Source organism: Agrobacterium sp. H141 (assembly GCF_057158725.1).
Window position 1 is genome coordinate 133214 of record NZ_CM169893.1, and the last position, 23431, is coordinate 156644.

Consider the following 23431-nt stretch of genomic DNA (forward strand, 5'->3'; position numbering starts at 1 on the left):
CATTGACAAACAACCGCAACGGCGATGCCAGAAAACAAGGAAACCGTGGTGAGGGCGGTTCGGGGGGTGGTTTCAGATCCCCTGCTGCGAAGCCTGGCATGGAGGCGCGTGCCGCCGCGGCCAAGATCCTCGCGGCCGTCGTCGACCGCAAGACCCCGCTTGATGGCATGCTGGACGCCGAGCATGGAAACCCCGCCTACATCGCGCTGAATGAAGCCGATCGTGGTTTGGTGCGCGCCATTGTGCAGACCGGACTGCGCTATCGCTTGCGGATAGAGGCCATTCTGTCTTCGTTGCTGCAATCGCCGCTGCCGCAGGGCGCGCGGTCGCTTCACGAGTTGATGGTGGTTGGCGCCGTTCAGATCCTCTACCTCGATGTTCCCGACCATTCAGCTGTCGATATCGCAGTCGAACTGGCCAATCGCGATCCGCGCAGCCGGCGCTTCGCCAAGCTGGTCAACGCGATCTTGCGTCGTGTCGGTCGCGAAAAGGAGGATCTGCTTGAGCAGGCCGCCGGCATTAATTGCATTCCGCAATGGTTTTTCGCACGGCTTGTCGAGATTTATGGCGAAGAGGATGCCCGGGCGATCTCCGAGGCTCAACTCCATCCCGCGGCCATTGACCTGACAGTAAAGGGCGACCCGGCAGTCTGGGCGGCCAAGCTCGAGGGCCGGGTTCTGCCTACCGGCAGCGTCCGCCTGCCCGCGTTCAGAGGGGCTATTCCGCTGATTGAGGGTTTCGAGGCCGGTGACTGGTGGGTTCAGGATGCAGCTGCGACGATCCCGGCAAAGCTGTTTGGCGATATTTCCGACAAGCGTGTTGCCGATCTCTGCGCCGCGCCCGGCGGCAAGACCGCGCAGCTTGTCATGGCCGGTGCCGCTGTGACTGCTGTCGAACAATCCCCGAACAGGCTCGATCGTCTTCGCAGCAACCTTGCAAGGCTCGGATTTGAAGCCGACTGCATCAAGACGAACCTGATGGATTATGAACCAGACGGTCTTTTTGATGCCGTTTTGCTGGATGCTCCATGCTCTTCTACGGGAACGACCCGTCGGCATCCTGACGTGTTGTGGACGAAGAGCACGGCTGACATCGAGAAATTGGCCGGTGTCCAGGAGAGGCTTCTTCTGAAGGCTGCCGACCTTGTCAATTCCGGTGGCACCCTGGTGTTTTCCAACTGCTCACTGGATCCAAAGGAAGGTGAGGACGTTGTCGCCCGCGTGCTCGATCAGCGAGCTGATCTGCAGCGAGTTGCCATCCATAAGGAGGATTGGCCGGGCCTTGAAGAAGCGATCACTTCACTCGGCGAGTTCCGCACGACGCCGGCGATGCTGCCATCAGATGACCACCTTTCGAGTGGTATGGACGGCTTCTACGCCTGCGTGATTCGCAAAAACTAATAAGATTTTAATATAAGCGTTCGTTAAATTGGAATATTGTCCCGATTGCAGGAATGTTTCGGCGCGGAAAGCTGCTTTTCGAAAAGCCGTCGAGGGAGGACATTCTGATAACGCTTTATGAGTTGTGTCATAGCATGCATGCCAGTTGTTGCTCCTTGGAGCGCGTTTTCTTCGCAGATTTCCATATCTTGCGGGGTGACGGCTTCGTTGGAAGTGGGCACGACAGGAGCATAGGCGATTGATCTCGCTTTATGTGACAGAGGCAAACCGGAAACTGCGCAGCTGGATCTCATCGCGGCGCCTGGCATTGCTGCGACCTTTTACCGGAAACGCACGCCGTCTCATCGTCGCGCCCACCGATCTTAGAACCGTCGATCCGTATGTTGCCGAAGAAATTTTGGCAGGTCGCTTTCCGCTAGCCGGTCGCGTGCTGGATGTCGGAGGGGGTTCGCCTTTTCGGGTTGAACTGCCGTCGATGATCTTCGAAGAACGGCTGCATGCTTTCGGCTGGTTGCGTCATATTCGTGCAGACAAGACGTCGGAGAGTTGTGCCAATGTGCGGCTGATCGTCGACGACTGGATCGAGTTGCATGGAAGGCGCGTTCGTGGTCTTGCCTGGGATCTGGAAATTGTTGCACAGCGGGTCGTTGCCTGGCTGTCGCATTCGCCAATCGTGCTTCACGATGCGGATGGCGGGTTTCACCGCCGCTTTCTGACCAGCCTGGATTTCCAGGTCGCCTATCTTCGCTCTCAGGTAAAACATGCACCGGACGGATTTGTCAGGCTCAGGATCCGGATTGCACTTGCCATGGCGTCCATTTCGATGGCCACGCGGGCATCGGCGATCACTCGTGCTGCTCACGCATTGGACCGTGAGCTAGAGCGGCAGATCCTGCCAGATGGTGGCCACATCTCGCGCAATCCGCAAACAGCCGTCGAGCTGCTTTTTGATCTCTTGCCGCTCCGACAGACCTATATCAATCTGGGCCACGACGTTCCGATCAAGCTCATACCGGCGATTGATCGTATCTTTCCGGCGATCCGCTTCTTCCGCCACCAAGGTGGAGATCTGGCACTGTTCAATGGCGCGAGTTCAACGCTTGCGCATGATTTGATGTCCGTCCTTCGATATGACGAGACTGCTGGCCAGCCGTTCAAGGCCCTGCCCCACTCTCAGTATCAACGACTGGCTGCTGGCGACACAGTGATCATTGTCGATGGTGGAAAGCCGCTCTCGCCGCAACTCTCCAGAACAGCCCATGCGGGTTGTCTGTCATTCGAGCTGTCTTCAGGCCGGCACCGTTTCATCGTCAATTCCGGGTCGCCCCGGTTTGCCAGCGCGAGGTTGCAGCGCATTGCCCGGGAAACTGCCGCGCATTCCACCGTTATTCTGGCCGACAGAGCGTCCAGCCGGATTTCCGGATCGCCCTTCCTTGGGCCCGTGTTCAGCGACGGCGTGCGTGAGGTCAAGATTGCGCGCAGCGCAGGCAGTGACGGCAGCGACCGGCTTGTGGCCAGTCATGACGGCTATGTGCATCCCTTCGGCGTCATACACGAGCGCGAGATCCGCATGAGTGCCGATGGCAAGAAAGTCGTTGGTCGCGATCGAATTCTTTTGCCTGATGGTGAGCCTGCAACGGGCGTGGTTCCGCAGCCTGCTGTGGCACGCTTCCATATTCATCCGATAATTGCGCTCTCGCAGGTCGACGGCGGTACGATCCGCATGGAGGCCCCTGACGGCGATAGCTGGACATTCACCACGCCGGTGGGTGAGCTTGAGATCACCGAAGATATCTTCTTCGCCGATAGCTCCGGCGTTCGACCGTCGCAACAGATCGAATTCCCATTCGATGGCGCCGAGATTCGCTGGTTTCTCACCTACCATTCCTGATCGCCGAGCGCATTTCGAACGGATGGGCGTCCCATCGGAGGCCAAGAATAGTTTCCTCCGGCGTAAAGCTATGCTAGGGCGCGGGCAAAAGCCTGTCTGGGCTTGATCCCCCTCATGCAATCGGAGCATCGCCATGGCCGTCGTTTCCAAGAAAACGCCTATTCCCGAAAAGGTAAATATCCGCACGGCATTGCTGTCGGTGTCGGATAAATCCGGAATTGTGGATCTGGCGAAGGCATTGAGCGCACTTGGTGTGAGGTTGCTGTCCACCGGTGGCACCCACAAGGAAATCGCAAAGGCTGGCCTTGAGGTGACCGATGTCTCCGAGGTGACGGGTTTCCCGGAAATCATGGACGGTCGCGTCAAGACGCTTCATCCGAATGTTCATGGCGGTCTCTTGGCCATTCGTGATGATCAAGACCATGTCGCTGCGATGAAGGAACACGGTATCGATGCCATCGATCTGGCCGTGATCAACCTTTACCCCTTCGAACAGGTTCGCGCTGCCGGCGGCGATTATCCAACGACTGTCGAGAACATCGACATTGGCGGTCCGGCGATGATCCGCGCTTCGGCAAAGAACCATGCCTATGTGACCACCATTACCGATCCGTCCGACTATGCCGAATTGCTGGAAGCGCTTCAGGCCGATGAAGGCCAGACGAGTTATGCCCTGCGCCAGCGTTTTGCTGCAAAGGCGTTTGCGCGCACGGCTGCCTATGACGCGATGATTTCAAACTGGTTTGCCGACGCACTGACGATCGATACGCCGGCATACCGGGTTGTCGGTGGTGCACTGAAGGAAAAGATGCGTTATGGCGAAAACCCGCATCAGAGCGCTGCCTTTTACGTAAACGGGGACCAGCGCCCGGGCGTTGCGACGGCTGAACTTTTGCAGGGCAAGCAGCTCTCCTACAACAATATCAACGACACCGACGCGGCCTATGAACTTGTAGCGGAGTTCCTGCCGGAAAACGCACCGGCCTGCGCTATCATCAAGCATGCGAACCCTTGCGGTGTGGCGACCGGTTCAAGCCTTGTTGAGGCCTATAAGCGGGCGCTGGCCTGCGATTCCGTTTCGGCATTCGGTGGTATTGTCGCACTCAACCAGACGCTCGATGCGGCGACTGCCGAGGAAATCGTCAAGCTCTTCACCGAAGTCATCATCGCTCCGGAGATCGATGATGCTGCACGGGCGATCATTGCCAAGAAGCCCAATCTTCGGCTGCTGCGCGTTGGTGCCCTGCCCGATCCACGGGCTGCCGGATTGACAGCCAAAACGGTCTCCGGCGGGCTTCTGGTGCAGTCCCGCGACAATGCGGTTGTTGAGGATCTGGATCTGAAGGTGGTGACCAAGCGCGCGCCGACCGAGACCGAGCTTGAGGACATGAAGTTCGCCTTCAAGATTGCAAAGCATGTGAAGTCCAATGCGGTGATCTACGCCAAGGGCGGACAGACCGCCGGTATCGGTGCCGGTCAAATGAGCCGCGTCGATTCCGCCCGGATTGCGGCGATGAAGGCGGAGGATGCCGCCAAGGCTCTTGGATTGCCAGAGCCGTTGACGAAGGGATCTGCTGTGGCGTCAGAGGCCTTCTACCCATTTGCAGACGGCCTTCTGGCAGCCATTGCTGCCGGCGCCACTGCTGTCATTCAGCCGGGTGGTTCGATGCGTGATGAAGAGGTGATTGCCGCTGCCGATGAGCATGGCGTTGCCATGGTCTTCACAGGCGTCAGGCATTTCCGCCACTAGAGCCTTTTGTTTCTATCCGATGCCGGCCGGTCAGATGGACCGGTCAGCATCGGAAGCCGGGTAAGGTGTCCGGGCGAGGATGAAGAGACCGACCGCCAGATAGAAAATCATGCTGGCCATGCCCACTCGGGCTGATCCGCTCCAGTAGGTCAGTATGGAAAAACTGAGCGTCGCCATGAAACTTGTGGCTCGGCCGGACAACGCGTAGATGCCGAAATATCGGCCGGCTTCCTCGATGCTCACACTGCGAGCGAGATAAGACCGCGATGAGGCCTGAACGGGTCCGAATGCAAGGCCGACAAGTGTACCGAAGAAGATATAGGCCTTTTCCGCCGCTGTTGAGAACAGCCCCACCGATCCCGTATCGTTAAATTCCAGCGCGCCGAAGAGTGTGAAACCCGGTCCCGTCGAGATGATGCCGACGGTTGCGATGAGCAATAGTACAAGGCTCATCACCACGGTGAATTTGGATCCGAAGCCGCGGTCGATATAGCCGGCACCGATACAGCCACCAATGGCGACAACATTCAAAATAATGCCGTAGACGCCAATCTCCATCGTCGACCAGCCGAACATGCCAGCGGCAAAGACGCCTCCGAGGATAAGCAAACCGTTCACGCCGTCCTGGTAGAGCATGCGCGCGATCAGGAAGCGGGTGATGGCCGGTCTTGTCTTCAGCTCGTGCAGGGTGGCCTTGAGATCGCCGAAGCCGGATCTGACGGCTTGGCCCAGCGGCAATCCTCGCTTTGCATCCGGTGTGAAGAAGAACATCGGAAGTATGAAGATAAAATACCACATGGCCGAGAGTGGCCCGGTAATGCGAGCATCCTCTCCGGTCACCGGATCGAGGCCGAAGAGCGGGCGCTGGCCCTGCAGAGTAAGGCCAGTGTCCGGGTTTGCTGCTATGAAGAGCACAACGCCGATCAGGACAATGATACCGCCGAGATAGCCCATGCCCCAGGCGATATTGGAAATGCGCCCGACATCTTCCGAACTGACCAGGCGCGGCATCATCGAGTCATTGAAGACGATGGAGAACTCGGCCGAGATCGACGCCACTATCATCAGGATCAGCGGAATTATCACAGGCGATCCGGGTGCTGCGGTCCAGAGCAGGCAAAGGCTGATGATCTTTGCCACCGCAAAGAACGCGATCCATGGTTTTCGGCTTCCCGATCTGTCGGCGATCGAACCCAGAACAGGGGCCAGCAAGGCAATAATGATGGAGGAAATGGTGGCCATATTGCTCCAGCTTGCCTGTGCGGACACGGGGTCCGAGGTCATGCGGGAGACGAAATAAGGTCCGAAAATAAATGTCGTGACCACGGTGAAGAAAGGTTGCGCCGCCCAGTCGAACAGCATCCAGCCTATAACGCCTCTGTCAGCCGCTTTTCGCGGCTGACCCGCCGATACAACATTAGTCATTCACTGATTTTACCTACGGTTTTAACCGATGGCGACAGTGTCACTTTGTCCTTTCATGTGCAAGATCGGTGAGCAGGCCCGCAGCAACCGTGATGCGTGACAGGCTGGGCTCCCCGCCTTCGCTGATATTGGCCAGTTCGACTGCGATCTTGTCCATCCGCGCCTCATCGTCGGCGCGCCAGGCTTTGACCGGTTCGCGCTCGTCGCCGTGTTTGGACAGAGCCGAAATGACGATGTTGCGCCGTGCGGACGCGATCTGGTCGATGCTGCGTGTCAGTGCAAGGCTGTCATAATGATCGGTCGTGGTAATCCGCTCGGCAGCTCTCAAGACATCGCTGACGCGGAACAGCTCGCTGACGGCAAAATAGCTTTCGACGACACGGGCAAGCTGCGCACCGGTTTCATCCACGATTTGCATCGCTTCGGGAACCAGAGACAGCAGCCTCAAACCGGTTACTTCAGTGGCAATATCGACTGGAGCTCCGGCTGCCACCAGTTCAGCGATCTGGCTTTCGGTCGCCAGACGCAGTCCTTCCGGCATGATCTTGGTTACGGTCTGTTTCAGGGCCTTCACAGCTGACTTGATGCGCTCCAGGGCTGTGGCGATATCGCCGGTGGCACCATCGGTCTCTAGCAAAAGACGGGTGACGTCTGTGTAGACGTCAGTCACTTTTGCGTAGAGCCTGTTTTGCACGGCACCTGGAATCTGTGCATCCAGTGCGTCGATCCTGTCCCAGATATCCGGCAGTTCGAGCCCATCACGCGTGAGCAGGGCTGCCTTCACCACCTGGGCCGCCAGAGCACCAGTGGCATCGCTCATTTTGACGATGAAGCCCGGTCCGCCGCGATTGATGGCATGGTTGGCCAGAACCGTTGCGATGATTTCCCGGTGAAGACGGTGACCTGCGATATCGTCGGGGAAGGCCTTTCGCATCTTTGTCGGGAAATAATTCATGAGCGACGTCATGCAATAGGGATCGTCCGGCAGGCCGCTGGCGACCAGCTGATCGAAGAGGACGATCTTTGCATAGGACAGGAGCACACCGATTTCCGGTCGCGTGAGGCTTTTGCCAGCCGCATATCTTTCGTGCAGTTCCTGCTCGCCCGGTAGTGTCTCGATCTCGCGATTCAGCTGACCTGACGATTCGAGCACGTTCATGAGCCGGCTCAGTTCTTCACGATTGTCGGTGCCCTTCTCGTCAATCAGCGAAATGGCCAGACTCTGGAGATAATTGTTGCGCAGCACCAGTTCGCCCACATCCTCGGTCATCTCGACCAGAAGCTTGTTGCGCTTGGGCAAGGTCAATCGATCCTGGGTGATGGCCGAAGCAAAGGCGATCTTGATGTTGACCTCGACGTCAGACGAATTCACGCCGGCCGAATTGTCTATGGCGTCGGAATTGCATCGACCCCCCTTCATGGCAAAGGCGATACGTCCCTTCTGGGTAACGCCGAGATTGGCTCCCTCGCCGATCACCTTCGCGTTCACATCGCTTGCGCAAACGCGGATTGCATCATTGGCGCGATCGCCAACATCGGAATCATTCTCGCTCGCAGCCTTGAGGTAGGTGCCAATGCCGCCGAACCAGAGGAGATCAACCGGCGCCTTCAGGATGGCCGTCATGATTTCGAAGGGCGATGCGATGGTCTTGTCGAGACCGATGGCCGCTGCCGCCTGCGGTGTGAGCGTTACGGATTTCTCGGAGCGTGAAATGATCATCGCGCCCTTCGACAGACCTTTGCGATCATAGTCCTGCCAGCTCGAGCGGGGCAGATCGAAAAGCCTCTGCCGCTCGGCAAAGGACCGTGCAATATCCGGATCGGGATCGATAAAGATGTCGCGATGGTCGAAGGCGGCAATCAGCCGGATCTTCTCCGACAGCAGCATGCCATTGCCGAATACGTCGCCGGACATGTCGCCGACGCCGGCGACGGTAAACGGCGTCGCCTGAATGTCGACATTCATTTCACGGAAATGCCGCTTGACGGCTTCCCATGCTCCGCGTGCCGTGATGCCCATTTTCTTGTGGTCGTAACCGGCAGATCCACCGGAGGCGAAGGCATCGTCGAGCCAGAAACCGGCAGCGCGTGCCAGTTCGTTGGCCGTATCGGAGAATGTGGCGGTTCCCTTGTCCGCTGCTACAACGAAATAGGGATCGTCCTCATCCAGGCGCACTGTGTCTGCAGGCGGCACAACTTCGCCATCGTCGATATTGTCCGTGATGGACAGCAGTGTGGTGATGAAGGTCTTGTAGGCGTCCTTGCCGGCCGTCAGATATTCATCACGGCTGCCGCCCACGGGCAGTTGTTTCGGGTAGAAGCCGCCTTTGGCGCCGACAGGCACGATGACGGCGTTCTTGACCTGCTGGGCCTTTACCAGCCCCAGGACTTCCGTGCGGTAATCCTGTGCGCGGTCAGACCAGCGCAAACCGCCACGTGCGACCTTGCCGAAGCGCAGGTGAACGCCTTCGACCTCCACACCGTAGACATAGATTTCTCGGAAGGGCCGTGGATCGGGCAGGCCTTCCAGCCTCTTTGGATCAAACTTGAATGCCAGCATGGCCTTTGGCAGGCCGTCAGGGGTTGTCTGGAAATAGTTGGTCCTGAGCGTCGCATCGATGGCATTCACGTAGCGTCGCAGAATGCGATCCTCGTCGAGGCTTGGCACGTCTGCAAGATTCTGCTCGATCATCTTGTGGTGGTCGGTGCCTTTACGAGCCCGATTCTTCTCGTCCAGTTCGGGATCGAAGCTATCCTGGAACAACGAGAAGATCGAGGTCGCTATAGCCGGATACTTGTTCAGGGTATCGGCGATGTAGCTTTGCGAATAGACGATGCCGCTCTGGCGCAAATAGGCTGCATAGGCTCTGAGGACGGTGACTTCCCGCGCCGTCAGACCAGCGGACAATACCAGCCGGTTGAAGGTGTCGTTGTCCACCACGCCGTTATAGGCGGCAAGGAATGCTTCTTCGACGATAGGGGCCTGGGTCTTGAAAGAGAAAGGTTTTCCGCCCTGAAGTTGAAGCTCCATGTCATGCAAGATAACCAGACGGTGCTCGCCATCCTCAGGGACCGCGCCAATGTCGAATGTGCGCTCGCTGATGACGTTGAAGCCGAGATTTTCGAGCAGTGGGACGCGGCGCGATAGCGGCAGATGTTCGCCAGCGTGGAAGATCTTCAGGTAAAGCGCCGAACCGTTTTCGCTCTGCCGCTCATGGAAGGCAATGCTGATGGCAGAACCGTGCAGGCAGGCTCTGACATGGTGAAGATCGGCAACCGCCTCCTCAGGTTCGAAGGCATCCTGATAGGCGCTGCTGATCTTGACGTCTGGCGCATTGATCCCGGCGAGGCTTGCAAAACGGTCTTCCCAGCGGGTGGTGATCTCAAGAACGGCCTGTTCCAGTTTGACCTGCGGAATGCGGGGTGTCCTGCCGCTGGAGCGACCGATGATGAAGTGAACACGTGCAACACCGCCCTCGGGAAATGCCGGGTAGTAGGCTGAAACATGGCCGTCATAGATCGCTGCGAAGTAGTCGCCAAGCTTCTCACGCACCGTCGAATTATAGTCTTCGCGCGGCACATAGACGATCAGGGACACAAATCTGTCGAAATGATCGATGCGCGGCAAGACGCGAACACGCGGCCGCTCGCTCAGATCCATGATCTGCTCGCAGAAGCGAATCATCAGATCCACATCGATCTGAAAGAGATCGTCGCGAGGGTAGGATTCGAGTGTGTTTTGCAGAATGCGGCCAGAATGGCTTCGTGGATCAAAACCGAAATGATCGGTGACCTTCTCTGCCTTGGCGCGCAAGAGCGGAATCTGATTGAGGGAATGCGTATAGGCAGTGGCGGTAAAGAGGCCGACGATGCGCAGCTCGCCGATTACCTTGCCGTCGGCATTGAAGCGCTTCACGCCGACATAATCCATATAGGCGCGGCGATGGACGACGGATTTGACATTGGCTTTTGTGACGATGAGGAAATCGGTCCCCTGCAGGAAGGCCAGAATTTCCGGTGTCGTGGTGACGGCATTTTTTCCCTGCCGAAGCACCAGAACATCCGGATCGGCCAGGATGCCGAGGCCCCTTCCCTTGCCGCGCTCTATCTTCGCATCGGCGCCTTCGCCCGAATAGATATATTCGCGCATTCCCAGAAAGGTGAAATTGTCCTTTCGCAGCCAGTCAAGAAACGAAAGCGCTTCGTCGCGCTCTCGCTTGCGGCGTGTGGATGGAAGGCTTTCGAGATCCTGCATCGCTCCATCGAGCGTTGCCAGCATGGGCTTCCAGTCTGTTGCTGCAATATCGACCTGGGAGAGGACGGTGCGGAGACGGGCAATCAGTGCCTCGCTTTGCTGGGCGTCCAGCGGTGCAAGATGAAGCTGGATATAGCTTATTCGAATGGCACCGCTTGGGCTGTCGGCCGGCGCTTCCAGCTTGGCGTTGCGGGCCTCGCTTGCCGGCAAGATTGGATGAACGGCGAGGAAAATATCGCGATGACTGCTCGTCACCTCGCCCATCACCGAATCGTAAAGGAACGGCTTGTTGATATCTGTGACCGACAAGACCGTGACCGGAACGCCATCCGGTTCGACACCCGTGATCGAGGCTATGTTGATTTGCGGTGCATTGCCATCCCACGACGCCAGATCCTGCGCTGCACGAAGCGCTGAAAAGGCGAGCATTTCAGGTGTGTAACGCTCCATGTCGTCATTGCTGGCACGCTCGAACAAGGTCGAAGGATCGAGAAAGGGCTCCCCTATGGCCGTGGCGATCTGCCGGGCGCTCTCGTGTAGATTGTCACGTTTCGACTTTTTGCTCGCGGCCATGCTGATGTGCCCTCCCGAGGACTATTGGTTTGTCACGGACATTGCGCAGAAATGTTTTCAATTTAATGTACTTAACATAGCGATGGCCGGAAATTTGCTCTGGTTGAATATTTCTGATTTCTTATAGTCTCTTTGGTCAATTGTGAGAAGCTGTCCACGGATTGACACCCGCGGGCGGTCCGTGCGCCCGCCTCTCGTCAAAACTATGTTGCCATGACGACCTAGTCAGTTTAATCGAAAACTCATGAAGCAGTTTCCGAACGCACTCCTCGATGGCTATCGCAACTTCATGACCGGTCGTTACACCGACGAGCGTGAGCGCTATAGCACTTTGGCGAAAAATGGTCAGAAGCCTCATACGCTGGTGGTCGCATGCTGTGACTCACGCGCCGCGCCTGAGACAATCTTCGACGCCGGGCCGGGGGAACTATTCGTTGTGCGCAATGTCGCCAACATGGTACCGCCGTATGAGCCTGATGGCCAGTATCACTCCACCTCGGCTGCACTGGAATTTGCTGTCCAGTCCCTGAGGGTGCGCGATATCATTGTCATGGGACATGGTCGTTGCGGCGGTATTCAGGCAGCGCTCGATCCGAATGCGGAGCCTCTCTCGCCCGGAGATTTCATCGGAAAATGGATGAATCTGGTCAAGCCCGCTGCCGCGCAGATCAATGGCAATTCCAATATGACGCCCGGCGAGCGACAGACGGCGCTGGAGCGGGTGTCGATCCGGAATTCCATCGAGAACCTGCGGACCTTCCCTTGCGTAAAGATTCTGGAAGAGCGTGGAAAGCTTAAGATCCACGGCGCCTGGTTCGACATTTCCAATGGCGAACTCTGGATCATGGACCCCGAAACCAAAGATTTCGGGCGCCTTTATCTCTAAGCGGTCGCGACAGTTTTAGCTGATCAGTTGCCGTCGATTTGTGCGCCGATATAGGCGATGGCCTGCTGATACACCGTTGCGGCATTCCAGCCCTGTAAAGCTGCAAAATTCGGCTGGCCAGGCTGATAGCCGGCTCCGGCACGCCACCCGTGGCCACGCAGGAAATTCGCAGTGGACGCCAGCGCGTCTGCACGCGACCTCACGAGATCAATGCGACCATCGCGATCACCGTCGACGCCGAATTTGACGACGTTGCGCGGCAGAAACTGTGTCTGGCCGATTTCACCATGGGCTGCACCGCGTGCCTGGAGGCTGAGCGAACGGTCGCCGACGAGCTGGATTGCTGCATAGAGCTGGTCGGTAAAGAACGCACTGCGGCGGCAGTCATAGGAGAGCGTGGCAACGGCAGAGAGCGTGTGCTGGTTGCCCAGGAAGCCGCCAAACCCTGTTTCCATGCCCCAGATAGCAATCAGTGGACCGGCTGGCACGCCATACTGTTTTTCGATGCGGGAGAACAGCGCCGCGTTTGCGCTCTTCATCCGCTTGCCCTTTGAAATGATGGTTGCTCCGCCGCGCTTCTTCATGAAGCTGTCAAAGGACAGCTTGAAGCTTTTCTGGCCCCGGTCTGCGCTGATTGTCGGCCTGTTATAGTTGACGGTTGACATGACCTGATCGACCAGCCGGGCATTCAGTCCCTTGCTGACCGCTTCAACCTTGAACTGCTCGACCCAGTTCGAGAACCCAGCAGAGGTATTGCCGCACTGGGCGGCGAGCAGACCTGATGCGGACGCGAGGAAACTCCCTGTGATGAGCAGTGTTGCTGCCGCCGTTCTTGCAATCCGCATAAAAGCTCCCGGTCACTCGACCTGTTTGTCAGTTTGGAAAATGCCCGACAGATATCCGCCGAAGGCTGTTTGTCACATTAGTGAGAACGATCAGCGAATTCAAATACACGTTTAAAATGCAGGGATCTGATCACGTGGTCTTGAATAGTCAGGTTATTGCGCGTGTCCATGCGATGGAAAACCCCGGTCTCCCAGAAGGGGTCCGGGGTTCCAATGGCTCAGGCCTGGCTCTTTGGCTTGATCAGTCCGCGGTTCACAAGCAGTTCGGCGATCTGAATTGCATTCAGTGCAGCGCCCTTGCGAAGGTTGTCTGAGACGACCCAGATGTTGAGGCCGTTTTCGACAGTCGCGTCTTCGCGAATCCGCGAGATGTAAGTCGCGTCTTCGCCCGCGCATTCGTAAGGCGTGATGTAGCCGCCGTCTTCGTGCTTGTCGATGACGAGGCAGCCGGGTGCTTCGCGCAGGATGTCGCGGGCCTGATCGGCGGTCATTTCGTTTTCGAATTCGATATTGACCGATTCCGAATGGCCAATGAAAACCGGGACACGCACAGCAGTGCAGGTGACCTTGATCTTCGGATCGAGCATCTTCTTGGTCTCGGCCAGAACCTTCCACTCTTCCTTGGTATAGCCGTCTTCCATGAAGGAATCGATGTGTGGGATCACGTTGAAGGCGATGCGCTTGGTGAATTTCCGCGATTCGATCGGATCGGCGACGAAGACGGCGCGTGTCTGGGAGAACAGCTCATCCATGCCTTCCTTGCCGGCACCAGATACCGACTGGTAGGTGGAGACCACGATACGCTTGATCTTGGCGGCATCGTGCAATGGCTTCAACGCTACGACAAGCTGGGCTGTCGAGCAGTTCGGGTTGGCAATGATATTGCGGCGGGTGAAGTCCTTGATGGCGTCCGGGTTTACTTCCGGTACGATCAATGGAACGTCTGCGTCGTAGCGCCAGGCAGAAGAGTTGTCGATGACAACGCAGCCCTGGGCACCGATCTTTGGCGACCACTTCTTGGAGACATCGCCGCCAGCCGACATCAGGCAGATGTCGGTGTCGGAAAAGTCGTAGTTCTCCAGATTCTGGACCTTCAGCGTCTTGTCGCCAAAGGATGCTTCTGTGCCTTGCGAGCGCGCGGAGGCAAGTGCCACGACCTCGTCAGCCGGGAAACCGCGCTCGGCCAGAATGTTGAGCATTTCGCGACCGACATTGCCGGTGGCGCCTGCGACTGCAACTTTGAAACCCATGATAAACTGCTCTCTTTCTTTCTCTCCGCGGTGGTGAGGGGGTGCTGCAGGGATGCAGCGACCTTGTCCCCGGCCTTGCCGGGGAGAGAGCGGTTGGCCAGAGACGTCAGACGGTTTTCGTCGTCGTTTTGGCCGTGGTCTTGGATGAATTGGAAACCGCAGAAATTGCCCGGACACACAGTGCCAGGTGACAATATTCGGCAGATGCAGCAGCTATCGAGCGCATGCGCGGTTTCCTTTCGCTGCCTGCTATTAAAAGGTTTTTGCCGCAAGTCAAGGTCGATCCTCGGCTGGAACCGCGGTTGGGCATTGCTCAGGCTATCATTGAAGATATTATCTGCGGGTGAATGTTGAGTGGATGACCAAAGGCTCCGGTGCCCGGTTCCATCCTGCAGCGACGATGTTTTGCCGACGCATCAGTCAATCAGCTTCAAGACCTTGTCAAAAACCTTCAGCACCTGCTTGATCTCGTGGCCACGCTTCAGCACCATGCCTGCCGTATTGACCACGCTGAAGGCACCTTGTTTTGCCGCGAGTTTCGGATTTTTCTCTATCCGATACAGTGGCAGCTCACCTGAGCGCTTGAACACTGAAAAGACTGCTTTTTCCCTCGTGTGGTCGATTGCATAGTCACGCCATTCACCGTCACCCACCATGCGGCCATAGACCCAGAGTATGGCATCGAGTTCACGCCGGTGGAATGTGACGGGAAGCGGGTCACGGCTTTTCTTGTATTCCCGCAGATCGACGACTGAGGCCGCGCCGCTTTCCATACGGTTCTCATCGTCACGCGGAAAATCGGTCATAGGCGCTCCTCGTCCTTTCATTATGACAGGCGAGCGACAGTTTGCCGGAGCCTGAAAAAAATGCAAGGGCGCCAGTAAAATCCTGAATTTACAGTCGCTTAGGGTCGACAAAATGAGATTTTGGGGCGTGCCGTATTTTGGTCAAAAGAGCGCCCCAATTAGAGACGACATTGAGTTTCCGGTTGGCGCCTGGCGCCAATGGTCCGGTCTGGCGCATTGACCCCTTACCCCCAGCCCCCCAATGTTCTGGATCGGACCGCCGGTTTTCAAGCCTTGGCAGTCACTTCAGGAACTTTGCTTGGCGGTAAGTATGGTTGCGCCGAGGATTGCGCCGGGTTCGCCGTTTGGACCCCGCATTTGAACGAGAATAGCGCAACCGTCGCTCTTGTCTTCACCCATTACCTTTGACGGCAAGACAAGCTTTGTCTCTTCGCCGCTCCACACGCCGACGGTCTGGACATCTGTTACGCTGTTCCAGTTGGAGACCTTCTGGCCCTCATTGGTGCCCTTGGTGATCTCCATGTCCTGCCGCTTGCGGAAATAAACGACGACGATATCCGCTTCGCCTGATCCTTCGCCCACCGTGATCTTGAGTTTGCCGCCACGGCTGACGGCGCGGATCGGAACGTGGAGACCGCTGCCTCTCGCACGCATCACATCCAGGCGCTTGTTCAGCACGGCAACGTCTGTGCCCTTCTGCTGCTCGCGTCCGTTGAGAATGGCTTGCGGCGTATAGACACCGCTGCGCCCCAGCGTATGAGCATAGCCATATTGACGGTTTGAGTTCTCCGGCCTGCTCAGAGGGTCAGTCCAACCGCGGTAGTTCCAGTAATCGACATGATAGGCGAGCGCGACGATATCCTGCTGGACGGCAAGATAACTCATGGCTCGGTCTGCCGCCACGCATGACATACAGCCTTGCGATACGAACAGTTCTATGACGCCCTTGGGCGTTTTTCCCACGTCGTCAGCATGTGCATTCCCCGTAAGAGAGATGCTCAGAAGCAGGATCGACGCAAGTAATCTCGAAATCATGGGAACCGCTCTATTCAATGCCATTGGTCCGTCCGCAATTTCCGCGCAGACGCCGCAATTTCCATGAGACACATACTCCGTCCGTTTTTCAACAGAAAGTCACGATGGGGTGAGGCTGGGTTGATGAAAAATGCGCCATGAAAAAAGCCGCCGGAACTGTCCGGCGGCTTCTCGTTAAATTGGCTGAAGACGGATCAGGCGACCAGATCGCGCAGAACGGTCTGAAGGATGCCGCCGTTGTTGACGTAGGTCACCTCATCGAGCGTATCGATACGGCAGATCAGGGGAACTTCCTTCACAGTGCCGTCGCCGTAGGTGATCTTGGCGATCTTCTTCTCGCGGGGCTTGATTTCACCATCCAGGCCCTCGATCGTAACCGTTTCATCGCCCTTGAGGCCGAGCGAGGTCCAGGTCGTGCCGTTCTCGAAGCAGAACGGAACAACGCCCATGCCAACCAGGTTCGAACGGTGAATACGCTCAAAGCTTTCGGCCACGACTGCGCGAACGCCGAGCAGGTTGGTACCCTTGGCAGCCCAGTCACGCGACGAACCGTTGCCGTATTCGCCACCTGCGAAAATGACCAACGGAACGCCTTCTTCCTTGTACATCATGGCCGCATCGTAAATCGACATCTCTTCCTTGGACGGATAGTGGATGGTGTAGCCACCTTCCTTGCCGTTCGGGCCGAGCATGTGGTTGCGGATGCGGATGTTGGCGAAAGTGCCGCGCATCATGACTTCGTGGTTACCGCGACGCGTACCGTACTGGTTGAAGTCAGCAATGCCGACGCCATTTTCCAACAGGTATTCACCAGCAGGGGACTGCGCCTTGATCGAACCGGCCGGAGAAATGTGGTCGGTGGTGATCTTGTCGCCGAACAGGCCAAGTACGCGAGCGTTCTCGATGTTTGCAACACCGGAACCGGTCCTGCCCATGCCAACAAAGTAAGGCGGGTTCTGCACATAGGTCGAATTATTGTCCCAGGCATAGGTCTGGCCAGGCGGGATCTGAACAGCCTGCCAGTTTTCATCACCCTTGAACACGTCGGCATAGCGTGACTCATAGAGTTCGCGTGTGACGTATTTCAGGATGAATTCCTGGATTTCCTTCGAAGTCGGCCAGATATCCTTCAGATAGACCGGATTTCCGTCGGTGTCTTCGCCGAGCGGTTCGGAGGTCAGATCCTTCTGCACGGAGCCTGCCAGGGCATAGGCAACGACCAGCGGCGGAGATGCCAGGTAATTGGCCTGAACGTCTGGAGAGATACGGCCTTCGAAGTTGCGGTTGCCCGAGAGAACACCGGCTGTGATCAGACCCTTGTCGTTGATGGTCTTAGAGACCGGAGCCGGAAGCGGGCCGGAGTTACCGATGCAGGTGGTGCAACCGAAGCCGACCAGATTGAAGCCCAGCGCGTCGAGGTCCTTCTGCAAACCGGACTTCTCGAGATATTCGCCGACGACCTGGGATCCGGGTGCGAGCGAGGTCTTGACCCAAGGCTTGGACTTCAAGCCCTTGGCAACTGCGTTGCGGGCCAGAAGACCGGCTGCAATCAGTACACTGGGGTTCGACGTATTGGTGCAGGATGTGATGGCTGCGATGCAGACGTCACCGTGTCCGAGATCGAAGTCGGTGCTTTCTACTGCGTATCGGTTCGAAAGCTGACCCGGCTTCTTATAGACCTCATCAAGAGATGTGGCAAAGTTCGGCGCAATGGTTTCGAGTGGTAGGCGACCTTCTGGACGCTTCGGGCCGGCCATGGACGGGACGACGTCATTGAGGTCGAGTTCCAGCGTGTCGGTGAAGACCAGGTCGGAACCATCGCCTTCACGCCACATGCCCTGAGCCTTGGAATAGGCTTCGACAAGCGCGATCCGCTCGTGTGTACGGCCAGACATGGTGAGGTAGTTGATGGTTTCGCCGTCGACCGGGAAGAAGCCGCAGGTCGCGCCGTATTCCGGACCCATGTTGCCGATCGTTGCACGGTCAGCGAGTGGCATGTTGTCCATGCCCGGGCCAAAGAATTCGACGAACTTGGAAACAACGCCCTTCTGGCGCAGCATCTGAACGACGGTCAGTACGAGATCGGTCGCGGTCACGCCTTCCTTGAGCTTGCCGGTCAGCTTGAAACCGATGACTTCCGGCAGAAGCATGGAAACCGGCTGTCCGAGCATGGCCGCTTCGGCTTCAATACCGCCAACGCCCCAGCCCAGAACGCCCAGACCATTGATCATGGTGGTGTGGCTGTCTGTACCAACGCAGGTATCGGGATAGGCGGTTGTTTCACCATCCTCTTCCTTCGTCCATACGGTCTGGCCGAGATATTCGAGGTTAACCTGGTGACAGATGCCGGTACCCGGAGGAACAACACGGAAGTTCTTGAACGCCTGCTGGCCCCATTTCAGGAAGCGGTAGCGTTCGCCATTGCGCTGGTATTCCAGCTCAACGTTCTTCGCAAAAGCCTGCGGTGTGCCGAATTCGTCGACGATGACCGAGTGGTCGATGACGAGGTCGACGGGAACCAGCGGATTGATCTTTTCCGGATCGCCACCGAGGTTAACAATGCCGTCACGCATGGCGGCGAGGTCGACAACGGCTGGAACGCCGGTGAAGTCCTGCATCAGCACGCGGGCCGGACGATAGGCGATTTCCGCGCCGGCAGTGCCCTTGTCATTGAGCCAGGCGGCAACGGCTTCGATATCGGCTTTGGTGACGGAGCGACCGTCTTCATTGCGCAGAAGGTTCTCAAGGAGCACCTTCATCGAATAAGGAAGTTTCGAAACTCCGGCCAGACCGTTGGCTTCAGCCTTGGGAAGGCTGTAATAGACATAGTCTTTGCCATCTACGGTCAGAGTGGAGCGACAATTAAAGCTGTCGAGTGATTTGGACACGGATAGAAACCCCGCTTATTTCTGAGAGCCAACACATTCGTGCGGACGCCTATGCACGTAATGCACATCAGGATGCGGGTGCGACCATTTCCGCTGTCCGCCCGTGAGAATTGTAGAGTACAATCATCATGTTCGGTACAAGGATGAACCTTCACGCCGGCCGCTGGCGTGGTTGCGGGACTTATAGATAATTTCTATGAAAGGTACCAGAGCAACCATAGGCTAAATCTGACAAAATTTTAATTGGGTGACCGAAACGTTGCCGGAAAGACCATTCCATGCGGCTTACCGCTGAAAACCTTGCAGTTGAGCGCGGTGAAGACATTCTTTTCTCCGATGTCAGTTTTGTTCTGAACGCCGGAGAGGCGTTGATTCTTACCGGGAAGAACGGGTCGGGAAAGTCGACCTTGCTTCGGGTTGTCGCTGGACTGCTGGCACCTGAGGCGGGGCGAATCAATTTTCATCTTTCAGATCAGAGGGAAAGCCGGCCCGTTCGCGAGGCAAGCCACTATCTCGGCCACCGCAACGGGATGAAGCGCGAGCTGACCGTTGAGGAGAATCTCTCCTTCTGGAAAGCCCATCTGGGCAATTTTGAGGGCGGGCAGGGGATTGAGGTGGAAGAAGCAGCCGACGCCGTTGGACTGAGCGGTATCACGCATCTGCCATACGGTTATCTGTCGGCCGGCCAGCAGCGCCGTTTTGCCATGGCCAGGTTGCTGGTGGCCTATCGGCCTGTCTGGATCCTCGATGAGCCGACCGCGGCCCTTGATTCGAGCGCAGATGCCATGTTTGCAGGCCTTGTTCGCACACATCTCGAGAACGGCGGGATAGCCCTTGCCGCCACCCACCAACCTTTGGGGCTGGCAGGTGCCAAAGAAATCCGGATGCGCGGGTTCGCGTATGGCGAGCCGGGGCCAATGCTATGACGGCTCTATTCTTTCGGGATATCAAACTTTCGATCCGGGCTGGCGGCGGCGCCCTGATCGGTGTGTTGTTTTTCATGACCGTGGTAGCCGTCATTCCCTTCGGCGTTGGCCCGGATCTCAATTTGCTGTCGCGCATAGGTCCGGCGATTGTCTGGATCGGCGCCTTGCTGGCCGCTCTTCTTGGGCTCGACAGATTGTTTCAGGCCGATCGCGATGATGGTTCGCTGGATGTGATCCTGATGCAGGAGACACCGTTGGTTCTGACAGTCTTCGTCAAGTGTCTCGCCCATTGGATTGGCACCAGCCTGCCACTGGTCATCGCCGCTCCGTTGCTCGGGCTCTTCATGAATATGAGCGAAGTGGCCATCGGCGCCGTGGTGTTGACGCTGCTGGTTGGATCGCCGGCCATCACATTTATCGGGGCTGCGGGTGCTGCTGTGGCCGTCGCCTTGCCGCGCGGCGGTCTCCTGGTGTCGATCCTCGTCTTACCGCTTGCCATTCCGGTGCTGATTTTTGGCGTGAGCGCGAGCTATGCTGCGGTTGAGGATCCGGCCCCATTTATGCCGCCGTTTCTGTTTCTGATTGCGATCACCCTGTTCTTTGCGGTCATCGGTCCGCTTGCGGCAGCGCTTGCCCTGCGTCACGCTACAGATTGAGCAAGATCAATTGCAGAAGCCTACCGATGAGGCTAGAAACGCCGCATGACCGACAATAGCCTCACGATTACCAAGCTTAGCGATCTGGCAAACCCCACGCGGTTTTTGGCCCTGGCTGCGCGTATTCTGCCCTGGATGGCGGTCATTACGGCTGTGTTGCTGGCGCTCGGGCTTTATATGAGCTTCACGACAGAAGGCGATTATCAGCAGGGACTGACGGTCCGCATCATGTATATCCATGTGCCAGCGGCCTGGCTTTCGATGATGTGCTACACGGTGATGGCTCTCTCGGCGATCGGCACACTGGTCTGGCGTCATCCTCTCGCCGATGTCAGCCACAGGGCTGCCGCCCCGCTCGGCGCGATCTTCACACTGATCGCACTGGTCACGGGGTCTCTTTGGGGTAAGCCCATGTGGGGCACCTGGTGGGTCTGGGATGCCCGCCTGACCTCCGTATTCGTGTTGTTTCTGATGTATCTGGGTGTGATCGCACTCAACCGATCCATGGATGATCCGTCCAAAGCGGCCAAGCTCAGCGCGGTGCTCATTCTTGTCGGCTTCGTGAATATCCCGATCATCAAGTTCTCGGTCGACTGGTGGAACACGCTGCATCAGCCGGCAAGCGTGATGCGCCTGGGTGGGCCAACTATCGATTCAGAATTCCTGCGGCCGCTGTTCGTCATGGCGATTGCCTTCACGCTGCTGTTCTTCACCTTGCATATCATGGCCATGAGGAACGAAATCTGGCGGCGCCGGGTGGCTTCGCAACGGCGAATGGCCGCGCGGCTGGCAAGCCAGGGTGACAAGTTATGAGCCACACCTTTTACATCACTGCGTCCTACATCATCACCTTCGGACTGATTGCCGTTGCCGTTTTATGGACATGGCTTGACGGGCGCGCACGGCAAAAGGAGCTCAAAGCCCTTGAGGCCGCAGGTATTCGTCGTCGCTCTTCGGTCAAGCCGGATGGAGCGCAAAGATGAGTGAGCAGGCGGGGAAAGAGGACGCGGCTGTCCAGCGCAAGGGGATCGGCCGCTATCTGGTTGCCGCCATTCCGTTGCTGGTCTTTGTCGGGATTGCCGCGACGGCGGGAAAGATGCTCTACGAGCAGGACTTCAACGGCAAGAATGCCTCTGATATTCCCTCTGCCCTGATTGGCACCAAAGCGCCTCAGCTCGCTCTTTCGCCGCTTGAAGGGGCAAATGTCCCGGCCCTGACGAGCTCTGAAATTCGTGGCAAACTCACACTCGTCAATGTCTTTGCGTCCTGGTGCGTGCCCTGCCGGCAGGAACATCCGGTCATCGAAGAGCTGAGCCGCGATCCGCGCATTACGATTGTCGGGATCAACTACAAGGACAAGCAGGAAAATGCGCTGCGGTTCCTAGGCGAGCTCGGCAACCCGTATGCCGCCATTGGGGTTGACCCCAATGGCAAGGCAGCCATCGACTGGGGCGTTTATGGCATTCCGGAAAGCTATCTAGTCGCAGCTGACGGTACGATCGTGTACAAAAAGGTCGGACCGTTCGATCCGGAATCGGTCGAGACCCAGCTCAAGCCGGCTATCGAGAAGGCCTTGTCTTCGCCGTCAAGCTAAACCTGGCTGTTAAAGCGCCGCCTGCCAGTTCCGGATCGCCTCAACCGGCCAGACCAGCATCAACACGTTGAAGGTCAGATTGTCGCGAATCAGGTAGCCGGTCAGTAGCTCAAACGCCACGGCGACGAGGATGGTAATCCACACCGGCACGCGGCTTGCAAAGACGAAACCAATGACCATCCAGACCGTATCCATGGTCGAATTGAGAATGCTGTCGCCGCTATAACCGACAGCCATGGTTGCGTTGCGATAGCGATCGATAATGATCGGCGAGTTTTCCAGGATTTCCCAACCGATCTCGATGACGGCTGCCAATGTCAGGCGCGCACCAAAGCTTGCCCGGCGTAGCACAACCCAGGCCAGACCATAGAAGATGAAGCCGTGAATAATATGCGACGGCGTATACCAGTCGGCGATGTGCTGGGAGTTGCCAGGCGTATTGACGCCGGCCTCGAACAGCTTGACGTAACCGCATTCGCAGATCGGCACCCGGCCCATCAGATAAAGCGTCACGATCTGAGCTAGAATGAGTGCTGCAAGTGCCACGGACCAGAACACGGTTGAGCGATGAACCGTCGTTTCCCCCGGGCTCGCGCTCACTTTTGGTCCTTTGGCTCTTGCTCGACAGTGTGGCGCATGATCAACGGCATCTGGGCTAGGGTGAAGAGAATGGTGATCGGCATGGTGCCCCAGACCTTGAAATTCACCCAGACATCGTCCGAGAAATTGCGCCAGACCGCTTCGTTGAGGATAGCCAGAAAAAGGAAGAAGATACCCCAGCGGAGTGTGAGTTTGCGCCAGCCCTCATCATCAAGCTGGAAGGCGGCATTGAATACGTAGCCGAGCAAGGACCTGCCGAAATACAAGCCGCCCAGGAGCACGAATCCGAACAGCGCATTGACGATTGTCGGCTTCATCTTGATGAAGGTCTCATCCTGGAGCCAGATCGACAGCGAGCCGAAGACGAGAACCACCACGCCAGAGACAAATGGCATCACCGGCAGATGCTTGAAGACAATCTTCGACACGATCAGCGATATTACGGTTGCCACCATGAACAAGGCCGTCGCGATCAACAGCGGTCCGCCGATCACGGACAGAGCCGGAAACTTCTGCGCCAGCCATTCACTACGCAGATTACCGAAGAAGAAGACAAGCAGAGGCCCGATTTCCAATGCCAGCTTCAGCAGCGGATGGTGCTTTTCTTCGGTCGTCGGCTTGGTGTCGCTTTCGAAATTAGCCATGGTCGAC

At 57.3% G+C, this 23431-nt stretch carries 18 protein-coding genes; 9 read left to right on the plus strand and 9 right to left on the minus strand.

Annotated elements, in window-relative coordinates; all coding sequences use genetic code 11:
* Window positions 1-2 precede the first annotated feature (2 nt).
* The 3 genes from ACWPM9_RS00590 to purH all read left to right on the plus strand — a co-directional run bounded on the left by ACWPM9_RS00590 (window position 3) and on the right by purH (window position 5041).
* Window positions 3-1400: an RsmB/NOP family class I SAM-dependent RNA methyltransferase gene (locus ACWPM9_RS00590; RefSeq protein ID WP_484757558.1), complete on the plus strand. Its 1398-nt coding sequence runs from the start codon at window positions 3-5 to the stop codon at window positions 1398-1400.
* A gap of 238 nt (window positions 1401-1638) precedes the next feature.
* Window positions 1639-3291 carry a heparinase II/III family protein gene (locus tag ACWPM9_RS00595; RefSeq protein WP_484756390.1) on the plus strand — a complete coding sequence of 551 codons (1653 nt, stop codon included), beginning with the start codon at window positions 1639-1641 and terminating at the stop codon, window positions 3289-3291.
* A 133-nt stretch (window positions 3292-3424) separates the two neighbouring features.
* Entirely contained in the window at window positions 3425-5041 is a 1617-nt protein-coding gene (purH, locus tag ACWPM9_RS00600) for a bifunctional phosphoribosylaminoimidazolecarboxamide formyltransferase/IMP cyclohydrolase (protein WP_484756391.1), read from the plus strand.
* Window positions 5042-5071: 30 nt separating this feature from the next.
* Here the strand turns inward: purH and ACWPM9_RS00605 are convergent, their stop codons facing one another.
* The gene (locus ACWPM9_RS00605; protein ID WP_484756392.1) at window positions 5072-6466 is read right to left on the minus strand and encodes an MFS transporter; all 1395 of its coding nucleotides are present in this window, start codon (window positions 6464-6466) and stop codon (window positions 5072-5074) included.
* Between the two features lie 40 nt (window positions 6467-6506).
* Window positions 6507-11294, minus strand: a complete 4788-nt coding sequence (locus ACWPM9_RS00610) for an NAD-glutamate dehydrogenase (protein ID WP_484756393.1) — start codon at window positions 11292-11294, stop codon at window positions 6507-6509.
* 244 nt (window positions 11295-11538) lie between these two features.
* On the opposite strand from ACWPM9_RS00610, the gene ACWPM9_RS00615 reads away from it, so the two are divergent.
* The gene (locus ACWPM9_RS00615) at window positions 11539-12180 is read left to right on the plus strand and encodes a carbonic anhydrase (RefSeq protein ID WP_428188401.1); all 642 of its coding nucleotides are present in this window, start codon (window positions 11539-11541) and stop codon (window positions 12178-12180) included.
* 23 nt (window positions 12181-12203) lie between these two features.
* Here the strand turns inward: ACWPM9_RS00615 and ACWPM9_RS00620 are convergent, their stop codons facing one another.
* The 5 genes from ACWPM9_RS00620 to acnA form a co-directional block, all read right to left on the minus strand.
* Window positions 12204-13025 carry a lytic murein transglycosylase gene (locus tag ACWPM9_RS00620; protein ID WP_484756394.1) on the minus strand — a complete coding sequence of 274 codons (822 nt, stop codon included), beginning with the start codon at window positions 13023-13025 and terminating at the stop codon, window positions 12204-12206.
* 218 nt (window positions 13026-13243) lie between these two features.
* Window positions 13244-14275: an aspartate-semialdehyde dehydrogenase gene (locus ACWPM9_RS00625; RefSeq protein ID WP_428188403.1), complete on the minus strand. Its 1032-nt coding sequence runs from the start codon at window positions 14273-14275 to the stop codon at window positions 13244-13246.
* A gap of 416 nt (window positions 14276-14691) precedes the next feature.
* On the minus strand, window positions 14692-15081 hold the full coding sequence (locus tag ACWPM9_RS00630; protein ID WP_484756395.1) for a DUF2794 domain-containing protein: 390 nt from the start codon (window positions 15079-15081) through the stop codon (window positions 14692-14694).
* Window positions 15082-15366: 285 nt separating this feature from the next.
* Window positions 15367-15966, minus strand: coding sequence for a DUF1223 domain-containing protein (locus ACWPM9_RS00635; RefSeq protein WP_484756396.1), 600 nt, complete (start codon window positions 15964-15966; stop codon window positions 15367-15369).
* Between the two features lie 344 nt (window positions 15967-16310).
* The gene (acnA, locus tag ACWPM9_RS00640; protein WP_484756397.1) at window positions 16311-19004 is read right to left on the minus strand and encodes an aconitate hydratase AcnA; all 2694 of its coding nucleotides are present in this window, start codon (window positions 19002-19004) and stop codon (window positions 16311-16313) included.
* Window positions 19005-19282: 278 nt separating this feature from the next.
* On the opposite strand from acnA, the gene ccmA reads away from it, so the two are divergent.
* From ccmA to ACWPM9_RS00665, 5 genes are read left to right on the plus strand one after another with little or no spacing between them, the layout of a single operon-like run.
* Window positions 19283-19930, plus strand: coding sequence for a heme ABC exporter ATP-binding protein CcmA (ccmA, locus tag ACWPM9_RS00645; RefSeq protein WP_484756398.1), 648 nt, complete (start codon window positions 19283-19285; stop codon window positions 19928-19930).
* Complete coding sequence (gene ccmB / locus ACWPM9_RS00650) at window positions 19927-20586, plus strand: heme exporter protein CcmB (protein ID WP_428188408.1); 660 nt, start codon at window positions 19927-19929, stop codon at window positions 20584-20586. The genes ccmA and ccmB overlap by 4 nt, the downstream gene beginning before the upstream one ends.
* 45 nt (window positions 20587-20631) lie before the next feature.
* Window positions 20632-21399: a heme ABC transporter permease gene (locus tag ACWPM9_RS00655; RefSeq protein ID WP_484756399.1), complete on the plus strand. Its 768-nt coding sequence runs from the start codon at window positions 20632-20634 to the stop codon at window positions 21397-21399.
* Window positions 21396-21569, plus strand: a complete 174-nt coding sequence (ccmD, locus tag ACWPM9_RS00660; protein ID WP_484756400.1) for a heme exporter protein CcmD — start codon at window positions 21396-21398, stop codon at window positions 21567-21569. The genes ACWPM9_RS00655 and ccmD overlap by 4 nt, the downstream gene beginning before the upstream one ends.
* Complete coding sequence (locus tag ACWPM9_RS00665; RefSeq protein WP_484756401.1) at window positions 21566-22180, plus strand: DsbE family thiol:disulfide interchange protein; 615 nt, start codon at window positions 21566-21568, stop codon at window positions 22178-22180. The genes ccmD and ACWPM9_RS00665 overlap by 4 nt, the downstream gene beginning before the upstream one ends.
* 9 nt (window positions 22181-22189) lie before the next feature.
* Here ACWPM9_RS00665 and ACWPM9_RS00670 read toward each other — a convergent pair whose 3' ends face one another.
* Together ACWPM9_RS00670 and ACWPM9_RS00675 are read right to left on the minus strand one after the other, a co-directional pair.
* On the minus strand, window positions 22190-22780 hold the full coding sequence (locus ACWPM9_RS00670) for a DUF2585 domain-containing protein (protein ID WP_484756402.1): 591 nt from the start codon (window positions 22778-22780) through the stop codon (window positions 22190-22192).
* A complete protein-coding gene (locus ACWPM9_RS00675; protein ID WP_484756403.1) occupies window positions 22777-23424 on the minus strand; it encodes a septation protein A in 648 nt (215 codons plus the stop codon). The genes ACWPM9_RS00670 and ACWPM9_RS00675 overlap by 4 nt, the downstream gene beginning before the upstream one ends.
* Window positions 23425-23431 lie beyond the last annotated feature (7 nt).

Excerpts from the sequence above, each read along its gene's own strand:
- ACWPM9_RS00615 (WP_428188401.1), top strand. The coding sequence starts at position 11,539 with ATGAAGCAGTTTCCGAACGCACTCCTCGATGGCTATCGCAACTTCATG.
- ACWPM9_RS00655 (WP_484756399.1), top strand. The coding sequence starts at position 20,632 with ATGACCGACAATAGCCTCACGATTACCAAGCTTAGCGATCTGGCAAAC.
- ACWPM9_RS00665 (WP_484756401.1), top strand. The coding sequence starts at position 21,566 with ATGAGTGAGCAGGCGGGGAAAGAGGACGCGGCTGTCCAGCGCAAGGGG.
- ccmB (WP_428188408.1), top strand. The coding sequence starts at position 19,927 with ATGACGGCTCTATTCTTTCGGGATATCAAACTTTCGATCCGGGCTGGC.
- ACWPM9_RS00625 (WP_428188403.1), bottom strand. The coding sequence starts at position 14,275 with ATGGGTTTCAAAGTTGCAGTCGCAGGCGCCACCGGCAATGTCGGTCGC.
- ACWPM9_RS00610 (WP_484756393.1), bottom strand. The coding sequence starts at position 11,294 with ATGGCCGCGAGCAAAAAGTCGAAACGTGACAATCTACACGAGAGCGCC.
- ACWPM9_RS00620 (WP_484756394.1), bottom strand. The coding sequence starts at position 13,025 with ATGCGGATTGCAAGAACGGCGGCAGCAACACTGCTCATCACAGGGAGT.
- ccmA (WP_484756398.1), top strand. The coding sequence starts at position 19,283 with ATGCGGCTTACCGCTGAAAACCTTGCAGTTGAGCGCGGTGAAGACATT.
- ACWPM9_RS00635 (WP_484756396.1), bottom strand. The coding sequence starts at position 15,966 with ATGAGTTATCTTGCCGTCCAGCAGGATATCGTCGCGCTCGCCTATCAT.
- ccmD (WP_484756400.1), top strand. The coding sequence starts at position 21,396 with ATGAGCCACACCTTTTACATCACTGCGTCCTACATCATCACCTTCGGA.
- ACWPM9_RS00675 (WP_484756403.1), bottom strand. The coding sequence starts at position 23,424 with ATGGCTAATTTCGAAAGCGACACCAAGCCGACGACCGAAGAAAAGCAC.
- purH (WP_484756391.1), top strand. The coding sequence starts at position 3,425 with ATGGCCGTCGTTTCCAAGAAAACGCCTATTCCCGAAAAGGTAAATATC.
- ACWPM9_RS00605 (WP_484756392.1), bottom strand. The coding sequence starts at position 6,466 with ATGACTAATGTTGTATCGGCGGGTCAGCCGCGAAAAGCGGCTGACAGA.
- ACWPM9_RS00630 (WP_484756395.1), bottom strand. The coding sequence starts at position 15,081 with ATGACCGATTTTCCGCGTGACGATGAGAACCGTATGGAAAGCGGCGCG.